This is a genomic window from Flavobacterium sp. SH_e, from assembly GCF_025717045.1.
Lineage (GTDB): Bacteria > Bacteroidota > Bacteroidia > Flavobacteriales > Flavobacteriaceae > Flavobacterium.
Genome location: NZ_JAOVZN010000011.1, coordinates 92,285 through 117,826, shown reverse-complemented (window position 1 = coordinate 117,826; position 25,542 = coordinate 92,285). Strand labels below are relative to the sequence as shown.

At 35.6% G+C, this 25,542-nt stretch carries 15 protein-coding genes; 10 read left to right on the top strand and 5 right to left on the bottom strand.

The annotated features are described in order from the left end of the window. Positions 1 to 67: 67 nt before the first annotated feature. The 6 genes from OD917_RS21825 (at position 68) to pdeM (ending at position 6,724) form a co-directional block, all read left to right on the top strand. Positions 68 to 385, top strand: coding sequence for a hypothetical protein (locus OD917_RS21825; protein ID WP_263525498.1), 318 nt, complete (start codon positions 68 to 70; stop codon positions 383 to 385). 17 nt (positions 386 to 402) lie between these two features. Further along, positions 403 to 789, top strand: a complete 387-nt coding sequence (locus OD917_RS21820) for a YidH family protein (protein ID WP_263525497.1) — start codon at positions 403 to 405, stop codon at positions 787 to 789. Positions 790 to 832: 43 nt separating this feature from the next. Further along, the gene (locus tag OD917_RS21815) at positions 833 to 1,837 is read left to right on the top strand and encodes a ligase-associated DNA damage response exonuclease (protein ID WP_263525496.1); all 1,005 of its coding nucleotides are present in this window, start codon (positions 833 to 835) and stop codon (positions 1,835 to 1,837) included. A 180-nt stretch (positions 1,838 to 2,017) separates the two neighbouring features. Beyond that, positions 2,018 to 3,619 (top strand): ATP-dependent DNA ligase, encoded by a 1,602-nt coding sequence (locus OD917_RS21810; RefSeq protein WP_263525495.1) that lies wholly within the window; start codon positions 2,018 to 2,020, stop codon positions 3,617 to 3,619. After that, positions 3,620 to 6,079 (top strand): ligase-associated DNA damage response DEXH box helicase, encoded by a 2,460-nt coding sequence (locus tag OD917_RS21805; protein WP_263525494.1) that lies wholly within the window; start codon positions 3,620 to 3,622, stop codon positions 6,077 to 6,079. 6 nt (positions 6,080 to 6,085) lie between these two features. Beyond that, entirely contained in the window at positions 6,086 to 6,724 is a 639-nt protein-coding gene (gene pdeM, locus OD917_RS21800) for a ligase-associated DNA damage response endonuclease PdeM (protein WP_263525493.1), read from the top strand. Positions 6,725 to 6,874: 150 nt separating this feature from the next. Here pdeM and OD917_RS21795 read toward each other — a convergent pair whose 3' ends face one another. From OD917_RS21795 to OD917_RS21780, 4 genes are all read right to left on the bottom strand, one after another. Then, entirely contained in the window at positions 6,875 to 8,005 is a 1,131-nt protein-coding gene (locus OD917_RS21795) for an efflux RND transporter periplasmic adaptor subunit (protein WP_263525492.1), read from the bottom strand. A 1-nt stretch (position 8,006) separates the two neighbouring features. Beyond that, complete coding sequence (locus tag OD917_RS21790) at positions 8,007 to 12,383, bottom strand: CusA/CzcA family heavy metal efflux RND transporter (RefSeq protein ID WP_263525491.1); 4,377 nt, start codon at positions 12,381 to 12,383, stop codon at positions 8,007 to 8,009. A gap of 79 nt (positions 12,384 to 12,462) precedes the next feature. Further along, positions 12,463 to 12,840 carry a hypothetical protein gene (locus OD917_RS21785; RefSeq protein ID WP_263525490.1) on the bottom strand — a complete coding sequence of 126 codons (378 nt, stop codon included), beginning with the start codon at positions 12,838 to 12,840 and terminating at the stop codon, positions 12,463 to 12,465. Between the two features lie 166 nt (positions 12,841 to 13,006). Then, positions 13,007 to 13,300, bottom strand: a complete 294-nt coding sequence (locus OD917_RS21780; protein ID WP_263525489.1) for a winged helix-turn-helix transcriptional regulator — start codon at positions 13,298 to 13,300, stop codon at positions 13,007 to 13,009. An 88-nt stretch (positions 13,301 to 13,388) separates the two neighbouring features. Between OD917_RS21780 and OD917_RS21775 the strand changes: the two genes are divergently transcribed. From OD917_RS21775 to OD917_RS21765, 3 genes are all read left to right on the top strand, one after another. Further along, complete coding sequence (locus OD917_RS21775) at positions 13,389 to 13,637, top strand: redox-active disulfide protein 2 (RefSeq protein WP_263525488.1); 249 nt, start codon at positions 13,389 to 13,391, stop codon at positions 13,635 to 13,637. A 103-nt stretch (positions 13,638 to 13,740) separates the two neighbouring features. Further along, positions 13,741 to 16,095 (top strand): mechanosensitive ion channel family protein, encoded by a 2,355-nt coding sequence (locus OD917_RS21770; RefSeq protein WP_263525487.1) that lies wholly within the window; start codon positions 13,741 to 13,743, stop codon positions 16,093 to 16,095. A 320-nt stretch (positions 16,096 to 16,415) separates the two neighbouring features. Then, positions 16,416 to 16,976 carry a phage tail protein gene (locus OD917_RS21765; protein ID WP_263525486.1) on the top strand — a complete coding sequence of 187 codons (561 nt, stop codon included), beginning with the start codon at positions 16,416 to 16,418 and terminating at the stop codon, positions 16,974 to 16,976. Positions 16,977 to 16,992: 16 nt separating this feature from the next. Here the strand turns inward: OD917_RS21765 and OD917_RS21760 are convergent, their stop codons facing one another. Next, a complete protein-coding gene (locus tag OD917_RS21760) occupies positions 16,993 to 18,000 on the bottom strand; it encodes a hypothetical protein (RefSeq protein ID WP_263525485.1) in 1,008 nt (335 codons plus the stop codon). Between the two features lie 93 nt (positions 18,001 to 18,093). Here OD917_RS21760 and OD917_RS21755 point away from each other — a divergent pair, with 93 nt between their 5' ends. Continuing rightward, on the top strand, positions 18,094 to 25,539 hold the full coding sequence (locus OD917_RS21755; RefSeq protein WP_263525484.1) for an MBG domain-containing protein: 7,446 nt from the start codon (positions 18,094 to 18,096) through the stop codon (positions 25,537 to 25,539). Positions 25,540 to 25,542: the final 3 nt, after the last annotated feature.

The window sequence follows — 25,542 nt, the reverse complement described above, 5'->3', positions numbered from 1 at the left end:
AAGTAGCTTATCTTCAATTTTGTATATATCAAAATTTAGAAAACTTTACTAATTTAAAATAGCAGCCATGAAAAAAAATGTCAACAGCCAAACTGCAAATTTGAATGATTTTAAATGCAGTAAACCCGATCACATTGATACCGCTCATGAAAATGAAGCGATGGATCAAGAATTTACTTCGGGACAAAATGAAGATGTTAACTATAAAAATCACTGTGATCATTCTTCTGATGATTGTTATGAAATTATTGAAAGCGGACTAAACTTAGCTGAAGATAATACGCCCTATTCTTCTTATGACGATACAAATCCTTACAATAGTTATAATTTAGATAACGAAGACGATAAATATAACTGTCCTCCTTACAAAAATTCTGAATATTAAAAAACTCTATAACAGCTATGTCGCCAAAGAATGATCAGGAAATTATGAATGAATACTTGTCTAATGAAAGAACTTTATTAGCATGGCTTCGCACGGGAATTGGCATAATGGTTTTCGGATTTGTGGCCGTAAAATTTTCTTTATTTTTAAAACAAGTCCCGACTAAACATTTAGGAGAAACTGTTCCCCCTAACAGTAATTTCACCATCTATCTAGGTATTGGGTTATTGATTGCTGGAGCATTGACTATTTTGCTGTCTTATCTGCGTTACATTCACACAATCAAACTGTTGAAAAAGGGAAAGTATCAATATTCAACAGCAATGCTTACCTTTATTACAATGATGCTATTTGTATTAAGTATATCTCTTATAGCTTATCTAATCATCGCAGCAAGCGCATAGAACAATTTTCTAATTGCCAAATTTTCTAATTATCTAATTAAAAATGACTCAGCCATTATTACAATTTAACGATAAAGGGATTTACTGCCAGCAGGCTGATGTTTATTTAGATCCATGGCGCCCTGTAAAAAATGCCATTATTACGCACGGACACTCTGATCACGCGCGTTGGGGACATCAAAATTACATCACACATTATTCGAATATTCCCATTATAAAACATCGCTTGGGGGAAATTAATGTTTCAGGAAAAAATTGGAATGAAACTTTTACGATAAACGGAGTAAAATTTTCTTTTCATCCTGCAGGACACATTATTGGTTCTGCCCAAATAAGGGTTGAATACAAAGGTGAAATCTGGGTTTTTACAGGCGATTATAAAACAGAAAACGATGGGATTTCTGTTCCTTACGAAGTCGTAAAATGCCATTCTTTTATAACCGAATGCACTTTTGGACTTCCTGCCTTTAAATGGGAACCGCAGCCTAATGTAATGACTGAAATTAATAATTGGTGGGCAGAAAATCGTGCAGAAGGAAAAACTTCTGTACTTTTTGGTTATTCTTTAGGAAAAGCACAACGATTACTAAAATATCTTGATCCTAATATTGGAAAAATTTACACGCACGGAGCAATAGAAAACATGACCAATATTGTCCGACCGATGATTGATCTTCCGCCAACGATTAGATTAACTTCTGAAACCAAAAAAGAAGATTTATTAGGCAGTATTGTAATAGCACCCCCAAGCGCACACGGAAGTACATGGATTAGAAAAATGACTCCTTTTGTCACTGGAACAGCAAGCGGCTGGATGGCTTTTCGCGGCGCAAGACGAAGACGAGCTGTCGATCGCGGATTTGTAATAAGCGATCATTGCGATTGGATGGGTTTATTAGAAAGCATAAAGGCAACAGGAGCCGAAAAAATAATCTGCACACACGGATATTCTGACATATTCTCTAAATATCTCCGAGAATTAGGTTATGACGCCAGAACCGCACACACTCAATACGAAGGAGAAACCAATGATACTGATGAAAGTTAGGGAAGTTAGAAGTTAAGAGTTAAATGTTATGCGATACTTTAAATGAAGTAAAAAAGTTATAAGTTAAAAGTAAAATGCTGTTCGATATCTAACTCCTCCCCTTAACCCTTAACCCTTAACCCTTAACCCTTAACCCTTAACCCTTAACCCTTAACCCTTAACCCTTAACTTAAAAAAAGCATGAAAAACTTTGCCGAGCTTATAAAAACCTTAGATAGTTCTAATAAAACATCGGTAAAAGTTGATGCGTTGACTAATTATTTTCTGAAAGCAAGCGATGAAGATAAAGTCTGGACAATTGCCATACTTTCGCACCGTCGCCCTCCCCGACCTGTAAATACCACTTTATTACGTTTATGGGCAAACGAATTGGCAAATATTCCGCTTTGGCTGTTTGAAGAAAGTTATCATATTGTGGGCGATTTGGCAGAAACAATTGCGTTGGTTATTCCGACCACAAAAGAACATTCCGATAAAAGTTTGACTGAATTTCTACAAGAAATCATTGCTTTAAAAAAGAAAACAGATTTCGAGAAAAAAGAATACCTGCAAACCAATTGGCTTAATTTAAATTATTACGAAAGATTCGTTTTCACTAAATTAATAACAGGCAGTTTCAGAATTGGTTTAAGTCAGAAGTTAATGACACGCGCACTTTCTAAAGCCGAAAATATTGATGAAGATACACTCGCTTATAAACTAATGGGCGATTGGAACCCGAATACAATTACGTTTCAAGAATTGATTTTGGATGAAAGAAGCAGTGATTATTTATCAAAGCCTTATCCTTTTTATTTGGCTTATCCAATTGAAGGAGAACTTGAAAATCTTGGAAATCCTGAAGACTGGAGTGCAGAACATAAATGGGACGGAATTCGTTCTCAAACCATAATTCGTGATAATGAAATTTATGTTTGGAGTCGTGGCGAAGAATTAGTAACCGATAAATATCCTGAATTTCAATCTTTCATCGGGAATATTCCAAACGGAACTGTAATTGACGGAGAGATTCTTCCTTTCGTAGAAAATGAAATCGGAACTTTCAATGATTTACAAACGCGAATTGGACGAAAAAATGTTTCTGCATCAGTTTTAAAGAAAACTCCAGTAATTATCAAAGCTTACGATTTATTGGAATGGCAAGGAAATGATATCCGAAATCTTCCTTACGAAAAACGCCGTACTTTATTAGAAGAATTATTTACGACTTTAATTGGAAAAGAAATTCCATTACAACTTTCAGAAAGATTTACTTTTTCTACTTGGGAAGATGTTATAAATGAAAGATTAAAATCGCGCGAGATGAAAAGCGAAGGTTTAATGCTGAAACGAAAAGATTCACCTTATTTAGTAGGAAGAAAAAAAGGCGATTGGTGGAAATGGAAAATCGAACCTTTAACCATAGATGCCGTCCTGACCTACGCTATGCGCGGTCACGGAAGACGATCCAATCTGTTTACCGATTATACTTTTGCCCTTTGGCAGGAAAACGAAAACAACGAACGTGAACTCGTCACTTTCGCGAAAGCATACTCAGGCTTAACCGATGCAGAATTTAGAATGGTCGATGATTTCATCAAAAAAAATACTTTAGAACGATTTGGACCCGTAAGAAGCGTTACGCCAAAACTGGTATTCGAAATTGGATTTGAAGGAATTGCACTTTCCAAAAGACATAAAAGCGGTGTTGCAACCCGTTTTCCGCGTATTTTAAGATGGCGTCATGACAAAAAAATAGAAGATGCCAATTCGATAGAAGATTTAAAAAATATGATTTCATAAATGAATAGAGAGCAGTTATTTAAGATCGCCAGTGAATGGTTTGAAAGTCAGGGATGGAAACCTTTTCCATTTCAGACTCAAACTTGGACTGCTTTTTTGCAGGGAAAAAATGGTTTATTAAATGCTCCAACCGGAAGCGGAAAAACGTATGCGCTTTGGCTTCCTATTATTTTAAATTACATTAAAGAAAATCAGAATTATAAAACTAAACATAATTCTGGCTTAAAAGCGATTTGGATTACACCGTTGCGTTCTTTATCAGTAGAAATAAAACAAGCTGCAGAACGAGTTTTAACTGATTTAGATATTCCAATGACGGTCGGAATTCGTTCTGGAGATACTTCGGCAGCAGAAAGAGCCAAACAAAAAGACAAAATGCCTGACCTTTTAATTACAACTCCCGAAAGTTTACAATTGCTTTTAGCATCAAAAGGTTACGCTAATACATTTAAAAACTGCAACGCGATTGTTATTGATGAATGGCACGAATTACTTGGAACAAAACGTGGCGTTCAAATAGAATTGGCTTTATCTCGATTAAAAACGATTAGTAAAAACTTACGCATTTGGGGAATTTCAGCCACAATTGGTAATCTTCAACAAGCACAGGAAGTTTTACTAGGAGTTGATTCTGAAGCTTATCAGAACTCTGTTTTAATTAAAGCTGTAATTCATAAGAAAATAAAAATCGTTTCGATTATTCCTGAAAAAATGGACACTTATCCGTGGCGCGGACACATGGGATTACATCTGATTGATGAAGCTGCAAAAATTATAAAAGCCAGTAAAACGACTTTAATTTTTACCAATGTTCGTTCGGCTTGCGAAATCTGGTATCAAAGATTATTAGAAAAATATCCTGAATTTGCTGGCGAAATGGCCATGCATCATGGAAGCATTGACAGAGAAACGAGACTTTGGGTAGAAAATGCCATTCGGAATGAGGAATTAAAAGTTGTAGTCTGTACTTCTAGTTTAGATTTAGGAGTTGACTTTGCTCCTGTCGAGTCGATTATTCAGGTTGGCGGTCCAAAAGGTGTCGCACGTTTTATGCAACGCGCAGGACGAAGCGGACATCAGCCGGGAAAAGAAAGCGTTATTTATTTTCTTGCCACTCATGCCATTGAATTAATCGAAGCTTCTGCACTTAAAGAAGCGGTTGAAAACAGTGTTATAGAAGATCGCGTTCCTTATTTAAATAGCTGGGATGTTTTGGTTCAATATCTCAACACTTTAGCTGTATCTGATGGATTTTATCCAAATGAAATTTTCAAAGAAATTCAAGAAACTTTTAGTTATCAAACTATTACAACTGAAAACTGGAATTGGATTTTGAATTTTATTACACAAGGAAGCCAAAGTCTTCATGCTTATGACGAATTTAAAAAAGTAGAAATCGATGAAAACGGTTGTTACAAAATAAACAGCAGAATGATTGCCATGCATCACAGAATGCAGATTGGAACTATTGTGGGAGATGCCGTTATGAATGTAAAATATATGAGCGGCGGTTATATTGGAACTATTGAAGAATGGTTTATTTCAAAACTAAAACCAGGTGACACTTTTATTTTTGCTGGAAAAAAACTGGAATTATTCAAAATCAGAAACATGCAGGTTTTGGTTAAAAAAGCGAGTCCGAAGAAAGAATCTAAAATTGCGAGCTGGATGGGCGGACGTTTAGCTTTGTCTTCTCAAATGAGTGAATTGCTTCGAAAAGAATTATATCGCGCCAATACCGACAATCTGTCGCCAGAATTAAAAGCTTTACAGCCTTTATTCAAGAGACAGCGAAAAGAATCTATTGTGCCAAGTTCAGATGAGTTTTTAATCGAAACTTTTAAAACACGAGAAGGGTTTCATGCTATTTTTTATCCGTTTGAAGGACGTTTTGTACACGAAGCTTTAGCTAGTTTGTTGGCATTCAGAATTAGTTTATTACAATCGATTACATTTTCCTTGGCTTATAATGATTATGGTTTTGAATTGCTTTCAGATCAGGAAATTGATATTGAAGCAGTTTTAGACAATAATTTATTTTCAACCGAATATGTACATCATGATTTACAGAAAAGTTTAAATTCGACCGAAATGGCTCGAAGAAAATTTAGAGATATTGCGGTAATTTCGGGATTAGTCTTCACTGGTTTTCCAGGAAAAATGTTTAAGACCAAACATTTACAGAGCGGCTCGCAATTACTATTTGAAGTTTTCAGGGATTTTGAACCTGATAACTTATTACTACATCAAGCGTATCGCGAAACATTTGAGCATCAATTGGAAGAAGGACGTTTAATTTTTGCTTTAGAAAGAATTGCAAATCAGAAAATTGTTTGGAAACAATGTTTAAAGCCAACTCCTTTTAGTTTCCCTATTATTACAGATCGATTACGAGAAAAATTGTCAAGCGAAACTTTGACTGAAAGAATCCAAAAAATGACCGCTTCTTATATGAAATAACCACTTATGAAAATTCAAATAAAAGACGAAACCTTTATACTCCATCCAAGCGGAGCAGTTTTTTGGGAATCTAAAAAAATCATTATTATTTCTGATGTTCATTTAGGAAAAGTAACGCATTTTAGAAAACACGGAATCGCAATTCCGCAAAATGCAATTTCAGAAAATTTTAAAAATATCACTGATGTTTTAGAATATTTTGAACCCGAAAAAATCATTTTTTTAGGAGATTTATTTCATAGTTCAAAAAATGCAGAATGGGATTTATTTGAAGAATGGATTTCCAATCATAATCAAGAAACTTATTTGGTTGCAGGAAATCATGATATAATAGACCAAAAACATTATTACGAAATCGGAATTCTTGTAATTGACTCGCTAGAAATTGATCATTTTCTTTTTACACATCATCCCACAGAAAAAGAAGATTTCTTTAACTTTTCAGGGCATATCCATCCCGGAATAATCTTGCGCGGATTAGGGCTTCAAAGTTTAAAACTTAAATGTTTTTTCAAAAAAAGCGATCAAATTATAATGCCTGCTTTTGGAGAATTCACAGGAAAATTTATTATGAAACCAGAACCAGGACATACTGTTTTTGCTATTGCTGGAGATGAAATAATTCTCATAAATAAAAACAATTAAAGCATCATATTCTATTTGTTTACAATTCAATAGGGCAAAATACTTAAAGCTATAATATCATTTAATTATTCAACAGAAAAAACAAAACCCAATAAAACTAAATTTACTGGGTTTTCATGTTTACTCTAAATTGTAATCAGAAATTAAACATTATTGGTCATCATTATTCATGGCAGACATCAATAAAGTATAAGCATTTTTTATAACCACTTTTGAAGAATTAGAAATAGCATCAGAAATAATCTGATTATATCCTTCGTTTTTAACTCCAGACTTCACTTCTACCATTTGAAACTGGTTATCGCCAAGTTCTGTAAATACATAAAATTTGCCTTCCCAACGTACAACGGCATTTTCTGGAACCGTCAACGCTTTTTGATTTTCAATTTCAACTTCTGCGTTCACAAATAATCCTGGTAAAAGAGCTGGATTGTATGTATTCATTTTACAGACAATTTCAGCCGCACGATCTCCATTTAAACTTTGATTGATAAAGGCAATTTTTGCTCCATATTTCTTAGTATCAGAAGCATTTGCATAAACCATTACATTCTGTCCTACCGAAAGAGAAGCAACATCTTTTTCAAATGCGTTCAAGGTCAAAACAATGTCTCTTTTGTCAATTAATTCGAAAAGCATATCAGTCGGATTTACATATTTTCCGATGTTGACATTTACTTTAGAAACTAAACCATTTATTGGAGAAACAACTTTTATGGTTTTACTAATATTTCCAACATTCAGCGTTTTAGCATTAATTCCTAATAAATTAAGTTTTTGTTCTAAAGAGGACATCATAATACGCTCTGTTCTCATTTCAGTCGTAATTTGCTCCAAAACTTTATCACTTGCCGCTTTGTTCAAATTCAATTCTTTTTGTCTTCTATGTTCATTTTGAGCCAAATCGAATTTCTCTTTCGCCATCAAATAATTTTGCTGTAATTCGATAAACTGCATATCTTCTAAAGCAGCTAAAACCTGACCTTTCTGAACATTCATTCCCGCAATAAGACTCGTACTTTTGACATAACCGCCTAATGGAATGCTAATACTGATTACACTTTTTGGTGGAACTGTTACTGTACCTTGAAGCTGTAAAATCTCTTTTACATTTTTGACAGTCGGATTACCGCTTTCTAAACCAGCATTTTTAACTTGTTCAGGGCTTAATTTAATGATACCAATGCTTTTCGTTTCAGCATTTTTAGTTTCCTCGTTCTTCTTATTTCCGCAAGAAATTAGAAATATAGCGCTTATGAACGCTGCAATATATTTTTTCATTTTAAATATTATTAAGATTCTGTAGTGTCACAATTGCTTTATTGTAAGCATTAAGCGCGTCTAAATATTCACTTTTAATTGTAATAGCCTGATTGACTACTAAAACCCATTGCAAATAATCGATATCTCCATTTTGTAGTTGACTGCTTGAAGCTTCGATAATCGTTTGAGCGTTTTTTAATCCGTCAGTTTCATAATACTGTAGACTTTCTTGGTATTTTTTCAATTCTCGATCAGCATTTTCAATGTTCGTTTTTACCTCGATTTTAACTGCTTCAGAAAGTTCAACAAAGCTTTCGTATTCTGCTTTTGCAGCTCTTTTTCGTTCTGACTGACTCGTGAAAAATATCGGAATTGAAAGTCCCGCATTTACATAATTAAATCTTTGCCCACTACCATAATAAACATCCTGACCTGAAGCGTTAGTTTGAGTTCCTATAATGCTCAAATTGTTATATCCTAAAATAATTTCAGGAAGTAATTTTGCCCCTTCCGTTTTCCATCTGTACTTAGCCGATTCTGATTCAAATTGCGAACGTTGTACTGCCGGAAGATTTTCTGTTTTCAAATTTTCGATAGACGAACGATTTAAAACTGCTTTTAAATTCATCTTTTTGGGAGCGTGTTTCGCCTTGTCTTGAAGAATAGCGTTAAACGAATTCAAAGCGATTTCAATATCTCGGTTTACCATTACCAATTGATTGCTGTAGAATTGTCTCGCAGATTGAGAAGCACTTTTTTCTAAAACATTTGCTTCTCCAGCTTTAAATCTTAAATCTGATTTTTTCTCCATAATTCTGTAGATTGAATCAGCATAAACTAGAAGTTCTCTCTTGCTGTTCAGCCATAAATAATCGTAGTAAATATTTCTAACACGAGTTTTTATTTCTTGTGAAGTCAATTGCACTTCGGCTTTAGCTTTATTAAAATCAGCTTTTAAAGCTTTCTTCTGATTGCTATAAACAGTTGGGAAAGCAAAAGTCTGGCTGATTCCAAAGCGCGTATCATTCTGAGCGCTATTAAACTGTCCATAATCGGCATCGATTTGCGCCTGCGGAAGATTATATCCAGTTTTTTGCAAATGACTTTTAGACTGTTCGTTTAATTTAGCCGATTTAATAGTTCTATTATTCTGAATTGCAATTGAAATAGATTCGTCAAGCGAAATTGGCAGTTCTTGCGCTTTTGCCATATTACCAATAAAAAGAAAGCTTAATAAAATGGTTAGATTATTCATGTGTTTTTTTCTTTTTTTAGAAAATCCTTTTGCGTGATAGGTCATTAAATAAATTGCTGGAAGCACGAAAAGCGTTAGTAAAGTTGCCGTTACCAATCCGCCAATAACAACCGTTGCCAAAGGGCGTTGTACCTCCGCACCTGCACCATTACTTAAAGCCATCGGAAGAAAACCCAACGAAGCCACAGCCGCCGTCATTAATACAGGACGCAATCTGTTTTTTGTTCCAAATAAAATAATCTGGAAAGGATCTGTGATTTCTCCTTGTTTCTGAATTCGATTGAACTCCGATATTAAAACAATTCCGTTTAAAACTGCAACACCAAAAAGTGCGATAAATCCAACTCCAGCAGAAATACTAAAAGGCATATCGCGCATTACAAGCGCAAATACTCCTCCAATTGCTGATAACGGAATTGCTGTAAAAATGATAATTCCTTCTTTAAACGATCTAAAAGCAAAATACAACAAAGCAAAAATCATTAATAAAGCTGCTGGAACAGCAACTCCCAATCTTGCTTTTGCTTGCTGAAGGTTTTCAAAAGCTCCTCCATAAGTAATGTAATAACCTGGATCAAATTTGATTTGCTGATTCACTTTTTTCTGCAATTCTTCAACAATTGATTGAACGTCTCTACCGCGAACATTAAATCCGACAATGATTCTGCGTTTAGCATTTTCTCTCTGAATCTGATTTGGACCTTCTACTTCTTCTACACTTGCTACTTGATAAAGCGGAATCTGCATTCCCGATGGCGTCGCGATTAAGAGGTTTCGAACGTCTTCAATTCCTTTTCTGCCGTTGTCTTCAACGCGAACGACCATATCAAAACGTTTTTCACCTTCGTAAATACTTCCAGCAAGAGCACCTGCAAAAGCAGCATTAATAGTTGCATTTACATCAGCCACACGTAAACCGTATTTCGCCATTTCCGCCCAATTGTAATCAATTACGATTTGTGGCATTCCAGTTACTTTTTCTACGTACAAATCGGCCGCACCTTCAACCTTTTTACTTATTTCTCCCAATTTTTCAGCATATTCTGAGAGCTTCTGAAGGTCTTCTCCGTAAATTTTACAAACCAAATCTTGTTTCGCTCCCGTCATTAACTCGTTAAAACGCATTTGAACAGGAAACTGAAATCCTGTAGTAACACCAGGCGCAATTCGTTTAACGGTTTTTGTCATTTTATCAGCCAATTCAGGAAATGAAGAAGCACTCGTCCATTCTGATTTGTCTTTTAAAACAATAATCATATCTCCACCTTCAATTGGCATTGGGTCAGTTGGAATTTCGGCGCTTCCAATTCTCGAAACAACTTGCTGAACTTCTGGATATTCTTTCTTTAATTCGGCCGAAATTTTCTCAATAGTTTTGGTCGTCGTAGAAAGATTTGTTCCTAACAATAATCGGGTTTCAACAGCAAAATCTCCTTCTTCTAATTGCGGAATAAACTCTCCTCCCATTCTTCCGAACAAAACAACAGCGATTCCGAAAAGTACAAATGCTGCAATAACAATCGATTTTCTGATGTCTAAAGCTTTCGTCAGCCAGCCTTCGTACGCATTTTCCAATTTAGCCATTACACGATCAGAAAGGTTCTTTTTATGGCTGATTTTTTTACTTAAGAATAAAGCGCTAATCATTGGCACATAAGTCAATGACAAAATAAAAGCTCCTAAAATGGCAAATGCAACAGTCTGTGCCATTGGTTTGAACATTTTGCCCTCAATACCTTGTAAAGAAAGAATTGGTAAGTACACAATCAGAATGATGATTTGTCCAAACACTGCAGCATTCATCATACGCGCTGCCGATCCTGTAACCTCTTTATCCATTTCTTCTTGTGAAATATCATTTACTGCTTTATATTTTTTAGAACTGTGAAGATGATGCAGAATAGCTTCAACAATAATTACAGCTCCATCTACAATTAATCCGAAATCTAAAGCTCCAAGACTCATTAAGTTTCCGCTAACGCCAAAAGTATTCATCATAATAATGGCAAAAAGCATGGCTAAAGGAATTACCGAAGCAACAATAAATCCTGCTCTAAGATTTCCTAAAAATAAAACCAGAATAAGAACTACAATTAGTGCACCTTCAATCAAGTTTTTTTCGACAGTTCCAATGGCATTGTCTACCATTTTAGTTCTGTCCAAGAAAGGTTCAATTTTTAAACCTTCAGGAAGAATTTTCTCGATTTGAACAATTTTGTCTTTTACATTAACAATAACATTATTGGCATTTTCACCTTTCAACATCATCACGATTCCGCCAACCGATTCTCCATATTCATCTGTTGTTAAAGCACCGTAACGAATCGCAGAAGAAATCTTAACATCAGCAACATCTTTTACTAGAATTGGAAGTCCACCTTGTGTACTTTTAACCACAATGTTTTCAATGTCTTTAATGCTTTTAGCTAAGCCAGTACTTCTAATGTAAGAAACCGTTGGGCCTTTCTCAATATAAGCCCCTCCAGTGTTTTCATTACTGCTGTTTAAAGCTGTAAAAACTTCACTTATGGTTAAATTTTGAGCTTTTAATCGAGCTGGATTTACAGCAATTTCATACTGCTTTAATTTTCCTCCAAACGTAGAAACATCGGCAATTCCTTGCGTTCCCAAAAGCTGTCTTCTAATAGTCCAATCCTGAATTGTTCGTAAATCTTCTAAGGAATATTTTTCTTCGTAACCTGGTTTTGGTTTTAAAACATATTGATAGATTTCTCCTAAACCAGTTGTTACAGGCGCCATTTCGGGCGAATTGGCATTTCTGTCAATTTCTACCTGCTGCAATCTTTCTGCAATTTGCTGTCTCGCCCAATACACATCAGCATCGTCTTCAAAAACAACACTTACAAGCGAAAGTCCGAAGCGTGAAATACTTCTACTTTCCTTTAAATTAGGAATATTACTAATTGCTTGTTCTATCGGAAAAGTGATTAACCTTTCTACATCTTCAGCGCCAAGCGAAGGAGCTGTTGTGATAATTTGCACCTGATTATTAGTGATGTCTGGCACGGCATCAATTGGTAATTGGGTAACCTCATACACACCGTAGATAATCCACAGCAGTGTAAAGATTCCAATTGCCAGTTTGTTCTTAACTGAGAACTGAATTACTTTATTAAGCATAATGTATTAATTAAAAAATAATAAATGAGCAACTGAAAACAATATGTCTCAGCCACTTCAATAAAAATTTAAAAACTAATTATGCAATTGGAGGTCTAAATAGAGAAAGTAAATTTGGATCTGAAAAAAGATCAGATCTATAAGTTGGAATATTTAATTGTGGTAATTCCGGATCAAAAACAAACGGAAGTAATTCTTTATCATCTAAGATAAAAACAAATTGCGGAGAACTGCTGCTGATAGTTTTAAACGGCAACTGCATATCGCGGTCTCCATCATTATCTTTTAAGTCCTCTCCCCAATAATGCATTGACAAAAAATCTATAAAGCTTACACCTTGCAGTTTTTGATGCTCTTGAAAATGTTCAATCAGAATTGGCAGTTTATAGAACTGCTGCACAAAACTGCTGTTTGAAGCGATAAGAAGAATAAATATGTAAACAATTGTTTTTCGCACGACGCAAATTTAACTTAAATTCTATAAATCTTCATCATTTTAAACTTCTGAAAAGTTTCTTTTAACAATTTAGAAATATAGGATAGTCTTTTTATTTATTCCAATATAAATGACAGATCTTTAATAATAAATTATCAAAATATTGCACTTCAGAAATTTGACTTACTTATGATAATCCTTCCAATTGTTGGAAAACAGGAATTAAAGCTTTTCCTTTTTCCGTCAAATTATATTCGATATGAAGAGGCTTCAACTTGATCGTTACCTTTTCTAAAAGACCTTCTTCTTCCAATTCTTTCAACGCTGTTGCTAAAGATTGTTTGTTTGAACCTTGAATTTGTCTTAGTAAACTATTAAATCGTAAAGGTGTTTCTAAAGCCAAACGGAAAATTTCAGCTTTCCATTTTCCTGAAAGCATTTTTAAAAGTCTTTGCGCTGGACAAGTTTCTGCTTCTTCCATATTTTTTAGGTAGTCAAAAAAATCTGACTTATTGTTTTAAAGCGTTTTTTGATTAAAATTTGTGAGAATTCTTAAGTAAAAATATAAAATGAAAGTAAAGAAACCAAGCGAAATGACCAATGAAGAATTAATTAAAATCGAGAAAACTATTAAAGTCTTGATCACTTTTTTAATCGTCTTAACTATTTTACTACTATTAATTATTAGCATTTTATTCCTTAAAAAGGATTTCACACCTTTAATAGTACTTCCATTTTCCTTAACTCCAATTATAATCATCAACTCTAATTCATTAAAAGAAATTAAAAAAGAGATTGCTTTTAGAGATCTTAGATAAATCACAAAATGAAAGGATTTAAGATTTTTAAATTTCATTTTTCTTAACCGAAAGTTCTTTAAAAAAAATTAAATTTGGTCTCCCTAAATAAGCCATTTACATTATGATTTTTCAAAAAAGAACTTTTTATTTTATCCCTTTAGTCCTATTTCTTTTTTTCTCTCAGTTTAATTATGCCCAAGAGCAAAAAACAGTAAAAAAAGAAAGCCGCGGAAGACTATTCAACGACACTACAGCGACAGATAGTGATTACTTAATGGCAATAGAAAAAGCCGGAGAAGTATTAGAATCTGCTTACAACGACATTGATTTTGCAGGTGACACTCATCATCTTTTTGGCGAAATGAAACGTACAGAAAGTAAACTAGACTTAATTTTAGCTAGTTTAAAAGGCGCAAATCCGAATGTGCGAAACCAACAGATGTACCGCATTGTACTTCAGGAAATCCAACAAGAATTAGAAGAACAGAATAAAGCAATTAATGCTCGAAATCTAAACCTTGAAAACATCAAAAAACGTGTTATAGATCTGCGTAAAGACAAAACTTTAATTACTCTAATAAAAGATACTATTCGTCGTAAGCAGTTTAAGAAAGAGTTTGGAAATCTAAGAAAAAGATATGTTGCCACAGATAGTTTGATGACTAAAAATCAGACTACTTTAAACAATAAAAAGAGACTTACCGTACAACGAAAAATTTCGGTTTCGAATGCTTTAGTTGCTGTTGAAAGTAAATTGGAGAAATCTGGAATTAGTATTTTCAAAAAAGAATATCCTTCTTTATGGCAAATTAATGATTCTATCTCAAAGAAAAGAGTAACGCACAACATTGGAGCAAAAATTATCATTGAAGAAAATGTTGCTGCATATTATCTTGGTTACAAAGCAGGCGGACTAATTACGCTGTGTTTCTTCATGGGAATTTTATTTTGGTATATTTCCCGAAATATGAAATATATTAAGGCAAACGGTTATGCTGAAAATCTTTCGCTTTTAAACTTCAAATATTTAAACAGAGGCGTTTTATTGCCAGTTTTAGTAATTGCGCTAAATATTGCTGTAGTTACAAATTTGTATGCTCCTGCTCTATTTTTAGAATTAATTCAGCTTTTCTTGCTTGGCGTTTTAATTTTCCTTTTCAAAAACCAATGGTCTGGAGTTGCTATGCGAAACTGGCTTTTCCTTTTAGGACTGTTCTTTGCACTTTGCTTTTTGGATTTATTTATCACAATCGGATTATTACAGAGAATTGCTTTTGTTGCTATTAATATATTAGGAATTCGCTATGGCTTGGTTCAGATCAAAACACTTAAAGAAGAACTTTATATAAAAGGCTTTTTTAAATGGGCTAGTATCATTTTTATAGGATTGAATGGTTTGTCTATTCTTTACAATTTATTTGGTAGAGTTTCGCTTTCTAATATGCTTAGTCTTACAGCTTTTATTTCTCTTACTCAAATTGTTGCTTTAAGTGTTCTTTTGAAGATTATTTTGGAGATTATTTTACTTCAAATTTATACTACTAGAGTAAAAAGAGGAATTGAAAAAATGTTTGATTACGAGAGTTTATCAGACAATCTTAAAAAGCCTTTTATCATTGTAATTAGTTACATGTGGCTAATTGTAATTGCATCTAATTTGAATATTTGGGAGTCGCTTCGAGGTTCTTTAACGAAGCTATTAAGCCATCCAAATACTATTGGAAGCATTACGTTTACACTTGGAAATATTGTCTTGTTCTTTATTATTATCTGGGCTGCGCATTTATTACAAAAATATGTTGCTTATTTCTTTGGAGAAATTGATGATGAAAATGAAGAAAACATCAATAAAAGACAACATTCAAAATTACTTATTACACGTTTAGTTGTTTTAATAAGTGGTTATCTGCTTGCAGTTGCGGCTTCTGGAATGCCATTGGATAAATTAAGTATTCTTTTAGGTGCTTTAGGTGTCGGTGTTGGACTTGGACTTCAGAACATTGTAAACAATTTTGTATCGGGTATTATCTTAATTTTTGATAAACCAATTCAAGTTGGCGATGTTGTTGAAATTAGTTCAGAATCTGGCCGTATTAAATCGATGGGACTTAGAACTACTAAAATTAATGCTCCAAATGGTGCCGAAATCATTATTCCGAATGGTAATTTATTGTCTCAAAATATTACCAACTGGACGTATACAGATAATTTCAAGTTAGTTGAAGTTACTTTTGAAATTAATGGAGAAACAATTCCTGAAGAAATTAATACAATAGTAAATGAAACTCTAGCAAGTCTTCCGCTAGTGAACAACGAAAAACCATCTCAGATTTATTACAGTTCAATTTCTGATGGAAAGTATAAACTTCTTATTAAATTCTGGTGCAGTATATATCGCACAGAAGAAACGATAAGTTCAGCACGACAGGAACTGTATGTTAGTTTCAAAAATAAAGGCTTGAATTTTTCAAGTTAAAAAGATTAAAAAAAAGACGAAGGCGGTAAGTGATTACCGCCTTTTTTATTTGTTAAATATTGACAAGAACATCATTTTACATAGAGAATAATTCTAAAATATTCTCTGACATAAATCAATTATTTTTTTTGTATATTGTATTAAAAATGTTACAAAAATCAACTTTTTACGAAAACCCGTAAAAACCCCTGCACTTAAGCAATTTATATACAGTAATTTAGCTTTGTAGTAAAATACGGTCAGATCAATCATGCATGAAAAAAAATCTGTCAAATTATTTAAAACTAAAAAACTAACATTAACTATTAAATCTTAAAACTATGCAAGATGAATACATTGGAGTAATTAAAATTTTTGCGGGAAATTTTGCTCCTAGAGGTTACATGTTTTGTGCAGGACAATTAATTCCTATTGTACAAAACCAAGCTTTATTTGCAATTATAGGCACTATCTACGGTGGAAATGGCACTACTAACTTTGCCTTACCAAATTTGCAAGGTACAGTCGCAATAGGGCAAGGAACTAGTAGAGGAGGTCAAATATATACACTTGGTGAAACAGCTGGTAGTTCAACTAATACGCTTTTAGTAAATAATTTACCTGCGCACGTACATACTGGGCCAAGTAAAATTTCTGTAAGCAGCGCACAAGCTACAGATTCTACACCTGTTGATGGCGCTTCAATTGCTACTCCAGGACAGCTTGTTTCAAGAACTTTTTCACCAACATTAGGCTTTGCAACATCAACACCAAGTGTAAATTTAAATAGTAACGTTATTACTGCTCCAACGGGCGGCAATGTTCCTGTAAATAACATGCAACCCTATTTAACAATCAATTACATTATTTGTGTTGAAGGACTTTTCCCTCCAAGAAATTAATGAAAATGTAGTAGCATTATTTTAATTGATAGGACCATTTAGGTGTTTCACTAAAATCATATACTAATTTAATCTCTGAATAATCTTTAATACCGTACATAGACACTAGACAATAAGGATTTGTAATATAAGATTCAGCTGTCTGTAATTCTATGTCTTCAAAAATTTTGATTTCGGTAAAAAGACAAACATCAGGGTAATTTTCAAAAATATCTGGCAGAGTATAAAAAGTACTTTCTATTCTAGAATCATTATTTTCTCTGTCAAAATGTTCTTTGTTTATTGTAAATAATCTATCTACAAATACCTTATGAGGATAGGGCTGCATTTTTTTGTAGCCCTTTACTTCGTTTACGTCTACTCTAAGGCTTGGCTCAAAATCAAAAAAAGTATAAGCTAAATTAATTCTAATTTCTTGCGGAATAAATATCGCTTCACAAGGAAGTTGTTTAATTATATTCCTGCTTATGGCAACTTGAGGTTCTCTTGTAAGAGCATAATGCATAGTCTCAGAAATCGCGATATCTACTTTAAAATCATCTGGTATTTTATAAGTAATTGCATTGGTTTCTATCATTTGAAGATTATAATCTTCAAGACCAATTGTAGATACAAGATTTTGAACTGATTCTAATGATGAACTATTAATATCAATTAAAACAACGCTAATCCTTCCTTTATCGAATAATGGCAATAAAGGAAGAATTAATGTTGCATATGGTCCACAGCCTGCATAGAGTATATTAATATTCTTTTCTGGTGAATTAATAAAAAGTCTTGTTAAGGCCTTATGAATGCCTTTTATAAAAGAAACTGTTCGGAGGTAATCATCAACGCAGTCTGCTGCGCCTGAGCTCGATAAAGCAACACCTCCACTTACGAGTGTTTCATTGTCATCTGAATGAGTACAGCTAATAATATTTTTATAAAAACAGGAAAGTTGTTGAGCAGATTCCAACTGCTCGCTAACAGTATTTGAGTCTATGATAGATTTAACAATGATCGTGAGTTCTTGTTTATACATATTAAAAAACTTATTAATGCTTTTTTAAGTCTGAAATATAAGTCAAAAAGATAATGTTACAATACCAAATAGATAATTAAATATCAGAAAATTATGAAAAAACTCTACCTACTAATAACGCTGCTTTTTTTTGCTATACAGCATATAAACGCGCAAACTTTTACCGAAACTTTTGAAAGCGCCACTGCCGATGTTGCAAATTTTACATCTAATGGTAAAACTTTTAATCTAACTTCTCCTTTTGATTTTAAAGTGTTTTCATTTCCTGGCCTTGGTTATAATGCTAGTTCAAGTTTTATTCAGGTCTCCGATCCATTACTTCCTGGCGCAATGGGGCAAACTGGTGTTATTACTGCAGCATCTGGTTCCTTTAAAGTGAGTAGTTTTTGGTTTTATGTATCAGGAAATGCTGAAGTCGATCCTGGTGTAACTAATGGCGGAGGTCCCGGCAGTATAACCTTTAGAGGAAAACTGGCAGGAAGCACTGTGTTTACTGTAGTTAGAAACACCACTGGTGCAGATACAGGATTTGGTTTACCTGGAAACGGTTTTACATTAGTTAATTTTGCCACTGAAGGCGGTTCGAATAATACTAACCAAATTATTGATCAATTAGAAATTCAATTAAGCAGTAATTACGACTATTTTGCTATTGATAATTTTACATTTGCAAATGCAGTTACTACTCCAACAGTAACAACAAATACTCCTGTAACAAATTTTGGTGCAGTTACAGCTACATTAGGTGGTTCAAACACTGATGGTGGTGATACAGTACTCAATAGAGGAATTGTCTGGTCATTAACAACAAATCCAGTAATCAATGGCGCAGGTGTAACACAAGTAGCTGGAACTGCGGGACCTGGTGCTTTTACCATTCCTGTAAATTCGCTTCCATCAGGAACAACAATATATTATAGAGCGTACGCAACAAATTCAGCAGGAACTGGATACGGAAATACTGTCTCGTTTGTAACCAATGCTGCCCTATCAGCTACACAATCGCAAACAGTTGCTTGTAACGGCACTAATAACGGAACGGCAACAGTAATTCCCTCAGGAGGAAAAGCTCCATATACTTTTTTATGGTCTAATGGGACTTCAGCAGCAACAGCAATAAATTTAGCTCCAACTAATTATTCTGTTTTAATAACTGATAGTGAAGGAACTTCGATATCTAAAAACTTTACAATAGCTCAGAACTCCGCTATATCTGGATCAACTACCATTTCAAATGTATCCTGCAATGGAGGAAATAATGGTTATATAGATCTTACCCCTACGGGAGGCAGCGGAACTTACACGTATAATTGGGGTGGCGGAGTAACAACTCAAGATAGAGTAACACTTGCGGCTGGTACTTATTCTGTTACTATTACAGATTCTAATAATTGTAGTACAACAATAAGTAATATTGTCGTAGGTCAGCCTGCCGCAGTACTTAACGGAACAACAAATGTAACCACTGTAGCCTGTAACGGCGGAAGCACTGGAGCTATAGATCTTACACCTTCAGGAGGAACTGGACCATATACTTTCTTATGGAATGACGGTATTACAACTGAAGATAGAACAGGAATTCCAGTTGGCTCATACTCTGTTACAATTACAGATGCTAATAGTTGTACTAAAACTATTAATGGTATCTTAGTTACTCAACCTCCTTTGATTTCTACAGTAGCAACTTTAACTCATATTGCTTGTTTTGGAGGAAATACAGGAAGTATTGTTCTTGCTCCAAGTGGCGGCGTTGGAGGTTACAGTTATTTATGGAATGACGGAATAACTACACAAAACAGAACAGGACTTGCTGCAGGAACATACAACGTAACAATTACGGATTCTAATAACTGTTCAAGACCTTTTAGCTATACTCTTAATCAGCCTAATACTGCCCTTGGAGGAAATGTAAACGTCAGCAACGCTTCCTGCAATGGCGGATCTAATGGTTCTCTTGATCTTACACCATCTGGAGGTACTCCAGGCTATACTTACAGCTGGAGTGACGGACCAACAACTCAAGATAGAACAGGACTTATCGCAGGAACATACTCTGTTACAATAAGAGATGCCAACAATTGCAGTTTTACTATAAGCAATATCATTGTTGGTCAGCCAGCCACAGCTTTAAGCGCATTAACTGGAGGAGGTCAAACAGACGTGTCATGTAATGGTGGCGCTAACGGTACTGCAACGGTTGCCCCAACAGGAGGAACCCCAGGTTATACCTATTCTTGGGCACCTACTGGAGGAACTGCAGCAACAGCAACAGGCCTTATAGCCGGCACTTATACTGTAACAGTAACCGATGCTAATGGATGCCAAGCAACAAGAAGCTATACTATTGGACAGCCAGCCTCAGCTATAAGCCTATTAACTGGAGCAAGCAAAACAGACGTAGCTTGCAGAGGAGGCAACAACGGTACTGCAATGGTTACCCCAACTGGAGGAACTGGAGCATATACCTATTCATGGGCACCTTCTGGAGGAACTGCAGCAATAGCAACAGGTCTTGCAGCAGGTACTTACACTGTAACCGTAACCGATGCTAATGGATGCCAAGCATTTAGAACCTTTGTTATTGCACAGCCTGCATCAGTATTAAGTGTGGTAGCCGGTGGAGGTCAGACCGATGTGTCCTGCTATGGAGGCGCTAATGGAACTGCAACAGTTGCGCCAACGGGAGGAACTCCTGGTTATACGTATTCTTGGAATACAAATCCTGTACAAACAACTGCTACCGCATCAGGTCTTGCAGCGGGCAATTATACTGTAACCGTAACCGATGCCAATGGATGCCAAACAACTAGAAACTATATTATCGGACAACCGACAGGACCTTTAAGCGCATTAACTGGAGGAAGCCAAACAGATGTTTCCTGCAATGGAGGCAGTAATGGAACTGCAACAGTTGCTCCAACGGGAGGAACTCCTGGTTATACATATTCTTGGGCACCTTCTGGAGGTACTGGTGCAACAGCATCAGGTCTTGCAGCAGGAACTTATACCGTAACGGTAACAGATGCAAATGCATGTCAAACAACTAGAACTTTTACCATTGGAGAGCCAACAATTTTAAGCGCAACAAAATCAAAAATGGATGCTCTTTGTAATGGCAGCGCTACAGGAAGTGCTACTGTTACTGTTAGTGGAGGAACTCCTGGTTACACTTATTTATGGTCTCCTTCTGGAGGAACTGCAGCAACTGCTACTGGATTAGCTTCTGGAAACTATAGCTGTTTAATTACAGATAATAACGGATGCAGCGTTACTGAAACTTTTTTCATAGATCAACCTTCGGCATTAGCTGCTAGTACTGCTTATACAAATGCAACCTGTTCAACTGGTGGAAATGCTACTGTTTTTCCTATTGGAGGTGCTGGAGGCTATAGCTACCTATGGACTCCAGGAAATGAAACAACATCATCTATTAACAATATAGCTGCAGGAAATTATACCTGTGTTATTACAGATGCTAATGGATGTTCTATTTCTAAAGTTTTTACCATAGGTACAACCAATACTTTAGTAGCGGCTACTGCACAAACAGATTTACTATGCAATGGTGAAAATACAGGATCTGCCTCTGTAATTCCATCTGGAGCAGCTGGGCCATTCACTTATATTTGGTCACCTTCTGGAGGAAGCGCTGATACTGCTACTAATCTTGCGGCAGGAAACTACTCAGTAACTATTACAGCTAGTAATGGATGTTCTATTGTAAAAAACTTTACAATCAATCAGCCACCAGCAATTGTAATTACAAAAACTGGACAAACAGATGTTAGCTGCTTTAGTGGTTCTAATGGATCATTGTCTGTCAATGTAACTGGAGGAACAGGTGCTTACACTTATTCATGGGCACCTTCTGGAGGAACTGCTGCAACAGCATCTGGCCTTTCTGCTGGAAATTATGTTGTAACGGTATCTGATGCTAACGGATGTGTAAAAACAGAAAATTATACAATTACAGAGCCTGCTACAATTACACCATCAATAACTAAAACTGATGTTTCTTGTAATGGAGGTTCAAACGGATCTGCAACAGTAAGCGTTACAGGAGGAACTGGTGCATATACCTATTCATGGGCGCCTTCTGGAGGAACTGGTGCAACAGCATCTGGTCTTTTGGCTGGAACTTATATTGTCACTATAACAGATGCTAATTTATGTCAGACAACAGAATCGGTAACCATAGATGAACCAGCTATACTTACCGCTTCAATTGCAAAAACAGATGTTTTATGTAATCAAGCAAATAATGGTACAGCTACAGTAACTGCAAATGGAGGAACAGGAGCTTATACTTATTCTTGGGCCCCATCTGGCGGAACAGCGGCAATTGCAACCGGATTAAGTCCAAATACTTATACTGTTACAGTTACCGATTCTAATGGATGTTTCATTACAGAAACGGTTCAAATTACTGAACCAACTGTTCTTTCAGCGGTAGATTCACAAATTAATGTGTCTTGTAATGGCGGTAATGACGGTACAGCTTCAGTAGCTGTTTCTGGAGGAACTGGAACTTATACTTATTTATGGGCGCCTTTTGGAGGTACTGCAGCTACAGCAACTGGCCTTACAGCTGGAACTTACACAGTAACCATTACAGATGCTAACTCTTGCTCTGTTGTTAATACAATTACAATTACTGAACCTGATGCTTTAGCATTAACTACAACTTCAACAGATGTTTCATGCAACACAGGCGCTAACGGATCTGCAACTGTAAATGCAACTGGCGGAACTGGAGCTTATACATATTCTTGGGCTCCATATGGAGGAACTGCTGCAACTGCAACAGGTCTTTCTGCTGGAAATTACACTGTAACAGTTACAGATACTAATTCTTGTTCAGCTAATGCAAATGTTATAATAAATGAACCTACTGCGCTTACTACTTCAATATCTAAAACGGATGTTTCATGTAACGGAGGTTCTAACGGTTCTGCAACGGTAACTACAACAGGAGGAACTGGAGTATATACATATTTATGGGCTCCTTCTGGAGGAACTGATGCTACTGCATCCGGTCTTATTGCTGGGACATATACTGTTACTGTAACAGATGCTAACTCATGTCTGATAACTGAAACAGTTACTATAGACGAACCGACTGCACTTACTGCTTCAACAACAAAAACAGATGTTTTATGCGATCAGGCAAATAATGGTACAGCTACAGTAACTGCTTCTGGAGGAACTGGTACTTATACTTACTTATGGGCACCTTCTGGAGGAACTGCTGCTACTGCTACTGGATTAAGTCCAGATACTTATACTGTTACAGTTACCGATGCTAATGGATGTTTTATAACAGAAACTATTCAAATAACAGAACCTGCTCCTCTTTCAGTTGCAGATTCGCAAACAAATGTATCTTGTCATGGCGGCAATGACGGTACAGCTTTAGTAACTGCTACTGGAGGAACTGGCACTTATACATACTCTTGGGCTCCATCTGGAGGAACTGCTGCAGCAGCAACTGGTCTTTCTGCTGGAACATATACAGTTAGTATTACAGATTCAAACTCATGTTCTATTGATAAAACTATCACAATTACAGAACCTGATTCTTTAACATTAACTACAACTGTTACAGATGTTTCATGCAATGGAGGCTCTAACGGATCTGCAACCGTAACTACAACAGGAGGAACTGGAGCTTATACTTACTTATGGGCGCCTTCTGGAGGAACTGATGCAACCGCATCTGGTCTTGTTCCTGGAAATTATACTGTTACAGTTACCGATGCAAATGGATGTTTCACAACAGAAACTGTACAAATTACAGAACCTGATGTTCTTTCAGCAACATATACACAGACAAATGTATCTTGTCATGGCGGTAGTGACGCTGCAGCTTCAGTAACTGCTACTGGAGGAACTGGAACTTATACTTATCTATGGTCTCCTTCTGGAGGAACTGCTGCAACAGCAACTAATCTTTCTGCTGGAACTTACACAGTAACCGTAACAGATTCAAACTTATGTTCTACTGTTAATACCATTACAATTACAGAACCTGATGCATTAACTCTTGTTACGGCCGTTACACAAGTTTCATGTCATGGAGGAAATAACGGATCAGCTATAGTATATCCTAGCGGTGGTTCTGACTCTTACACATTCTTATGGTCTCCATCTGGAGGAACATCTGCCATTGCAACGGGTCTTTCTCCTGGAACTTATAGCGTAATCGTTACAGATGCCAACTCTTGTGCAGCTACTATAGATGTTGTAATAACTGAACCTGCTAATCCTGTTAATTTGAATACTTCAGCAGTATCTGGAATAACAGCAACTGGCGCATCTTTATCCGGTTCTGTATCTTCAGACGGAATAAATACAGATACAGGAGAGTGTTTAACAGAAGCTGGTTTTGTATATGCTTTGCATGAAAATCCTACTACAGCCGATACTAAAATAAATGTTACGAGTGCGTTAGAAACATTTACAAGTTCTCTAACTGGGCTTAGAGGAAACAGAACATATTATGTTAGAACTTATGCTGTAAATAGTAATGGTTTTATTAATTACGGAAACGAAGTTAGTTTCACTACACAAAAATACACTCTTACTATAACTGCAGACGCAGGACAAACTAAAGTATATGGAACTACTGACCCTGTCTTTGACTATAAATATTTAGGCCTTGCAAACGGGGACGCTCCATCAATAATTACGGGACTGCTTTCTAGAGATGCTGGCGAAAATGTTGGAACATACAATATTAAACTGGGAACAATTAACGCTGGTACAGATTATATCATTGTTTTTTCAGGTGCTGAATTTGAAATTACTAAGGCCGACCAAACGATTACTTGGAATCAAACCTTAGAATTTGGCTGTTCAGATTCTAATTCTTTAACCTTAAACGCAACTACAGACAGCGGATTGCCAGTTTCTTATACTGTTGCAAATCCAGCAATAGCAACAATTTCAGGAACAACCTTAAATGTAACTGGATCTGGAAGCACAACCATTACTGCTGTACAGAATGGTGACCAAAATCATAATGCTGCTGAATCAGTTATTAAAACGATAGAAATAAGCCAGTCTGGACTTGTAGTGCAGCAATGGGCTAATGTTTTATTCTTTGATAATAGATCAAACAGCTATGTAGCTTGGCAATGGTACAAAAACGGAGTTACCATTTCTGGTGCAACCCGCCAATACTATAGCGAACTTCAGCCATTAAATGGAACTTACCACGTAATTGCAAAAGACAAAAATGGAAATTCAATCAAATCGTGTCCAATTGAGACAACGGGAACAGTTTTCACCAAGAAAATCAAAATCTATCCAAACCCAGTTAAACCTGGAGCTACATTTACTTTAGAGTGTGATTTCAGCGAATCCCAGCTAAATGGAGCTGAGGTAACTATTTTTGACATTACAGGAAAATTAGTGCAGACTGTTTCAAATGTAACAGCCACAAATCAGATTACCGCTCCAACACAGGCAGCCCTTTATATTGTTGTTCTTAAACTGGCTAATGGTCAGATAAAAACAATCAACTTATTGGTTAAATAAAAA

Excerpts from the sequence above, each read along its gene's own strand:
- OD917_RS21825 (WP_263525498.1), top strand. The coding sequence starts at position 68 with ATGAAAAAAAATGTCAACAGCCAAACTGCAAATTTGAATGATTTTAAA.
- OD917_RS21820 (WP_263525497.1), top strand. The coding sequence starts at position 403 with ATGTCGCCAAAGAATGATCAGGAAATTATGAATGAATACTTGTCTAAT.
- OD917_RS21815 (WP_263525496.1), top strand. The coding sequence starts at position 833 with ATGACTCAGCCATTATTACAATTTAACGATAAAGGGATTTACTGCCAG.
- OD917_RS21810 (WP_263525495.1), top strand. The coding sequence starts at position 2,018 with ATGAAAAACTTTGCCGAGCTTATAAAAACCTTAGATAGTTCTAATAAA.
- OD917_RS21805 (WP_263525494.1), top strand. The coding sequence starts at position 3,620 with ATGAATAGAGAGCAGTTATTTAAGATCGCCAGTGAATGGTTTGAAAGT.
- pdeM (WP_263525493.1), top strand. The coding sequence starts at position 6,086 with ATGAAAATTCAAATAAAAGACGAAACCTTTATACTCCATCCAAGCGGA.
- OD917_RS21795 (WP_263525492.1), bottom strand. The coding sequence starts at position 8,005 with ATGAAAAAATATATTGCAGCGTTCATAAGCGCTATATTTCTAATTTCT.
- OD917_RS21790 (WP_263525491.1), bottom strand. The coding sequence starts at position 12,383 with ATGCTTAATAAAGTAATTCAGTTCTCAGTTAAGAACAAACTGGCAATT.
- OD917_RS21780 (WP_263525489.1), bottom strand. The coding sequence starts at position 13,300 with ATGGAAGAAGCAGAAACTTGTCCAGCGCAAAGACTTTTAAAAATGCTT.
- OD917_RS21775 (WP_263525488.1), top strand. The coding sequence starts at position 13,389 with ATGAAAGTAAAGAAACCAAGCGAAATGACCAATGAAGAATTAATTAAA.
- OD917_RS21770 (WP_263525487.1), top strand. The coding sequence starts at position 13,741 with ATGATTTTTCAAAAAAGAACTTTTTATTTTATCCCTTTAGTCCTATTT.
- OD917_RS21765 (WP_263525486.1), top strand. The coding sequence starts at position 16,416 with ATGCAAGATGAATACATTGGAGTAATTAAAATTTTTGCGGGAAATTTT.
- OD917_RS21760 (WP_263525485.1), bottom strand. The coding sequence starts at position 18,000 with ATGTATAAACAAGAACTCACGATCATTGTTAAATCTATCATAGACTCA.
- OD917_RS21755 (WP_263525484.1), top strand. The coding sequence starts at position 18,094 with ATGAAAAAACTCTACCTACTAATAACGCTGCTTTTTTTTGCTATACAG.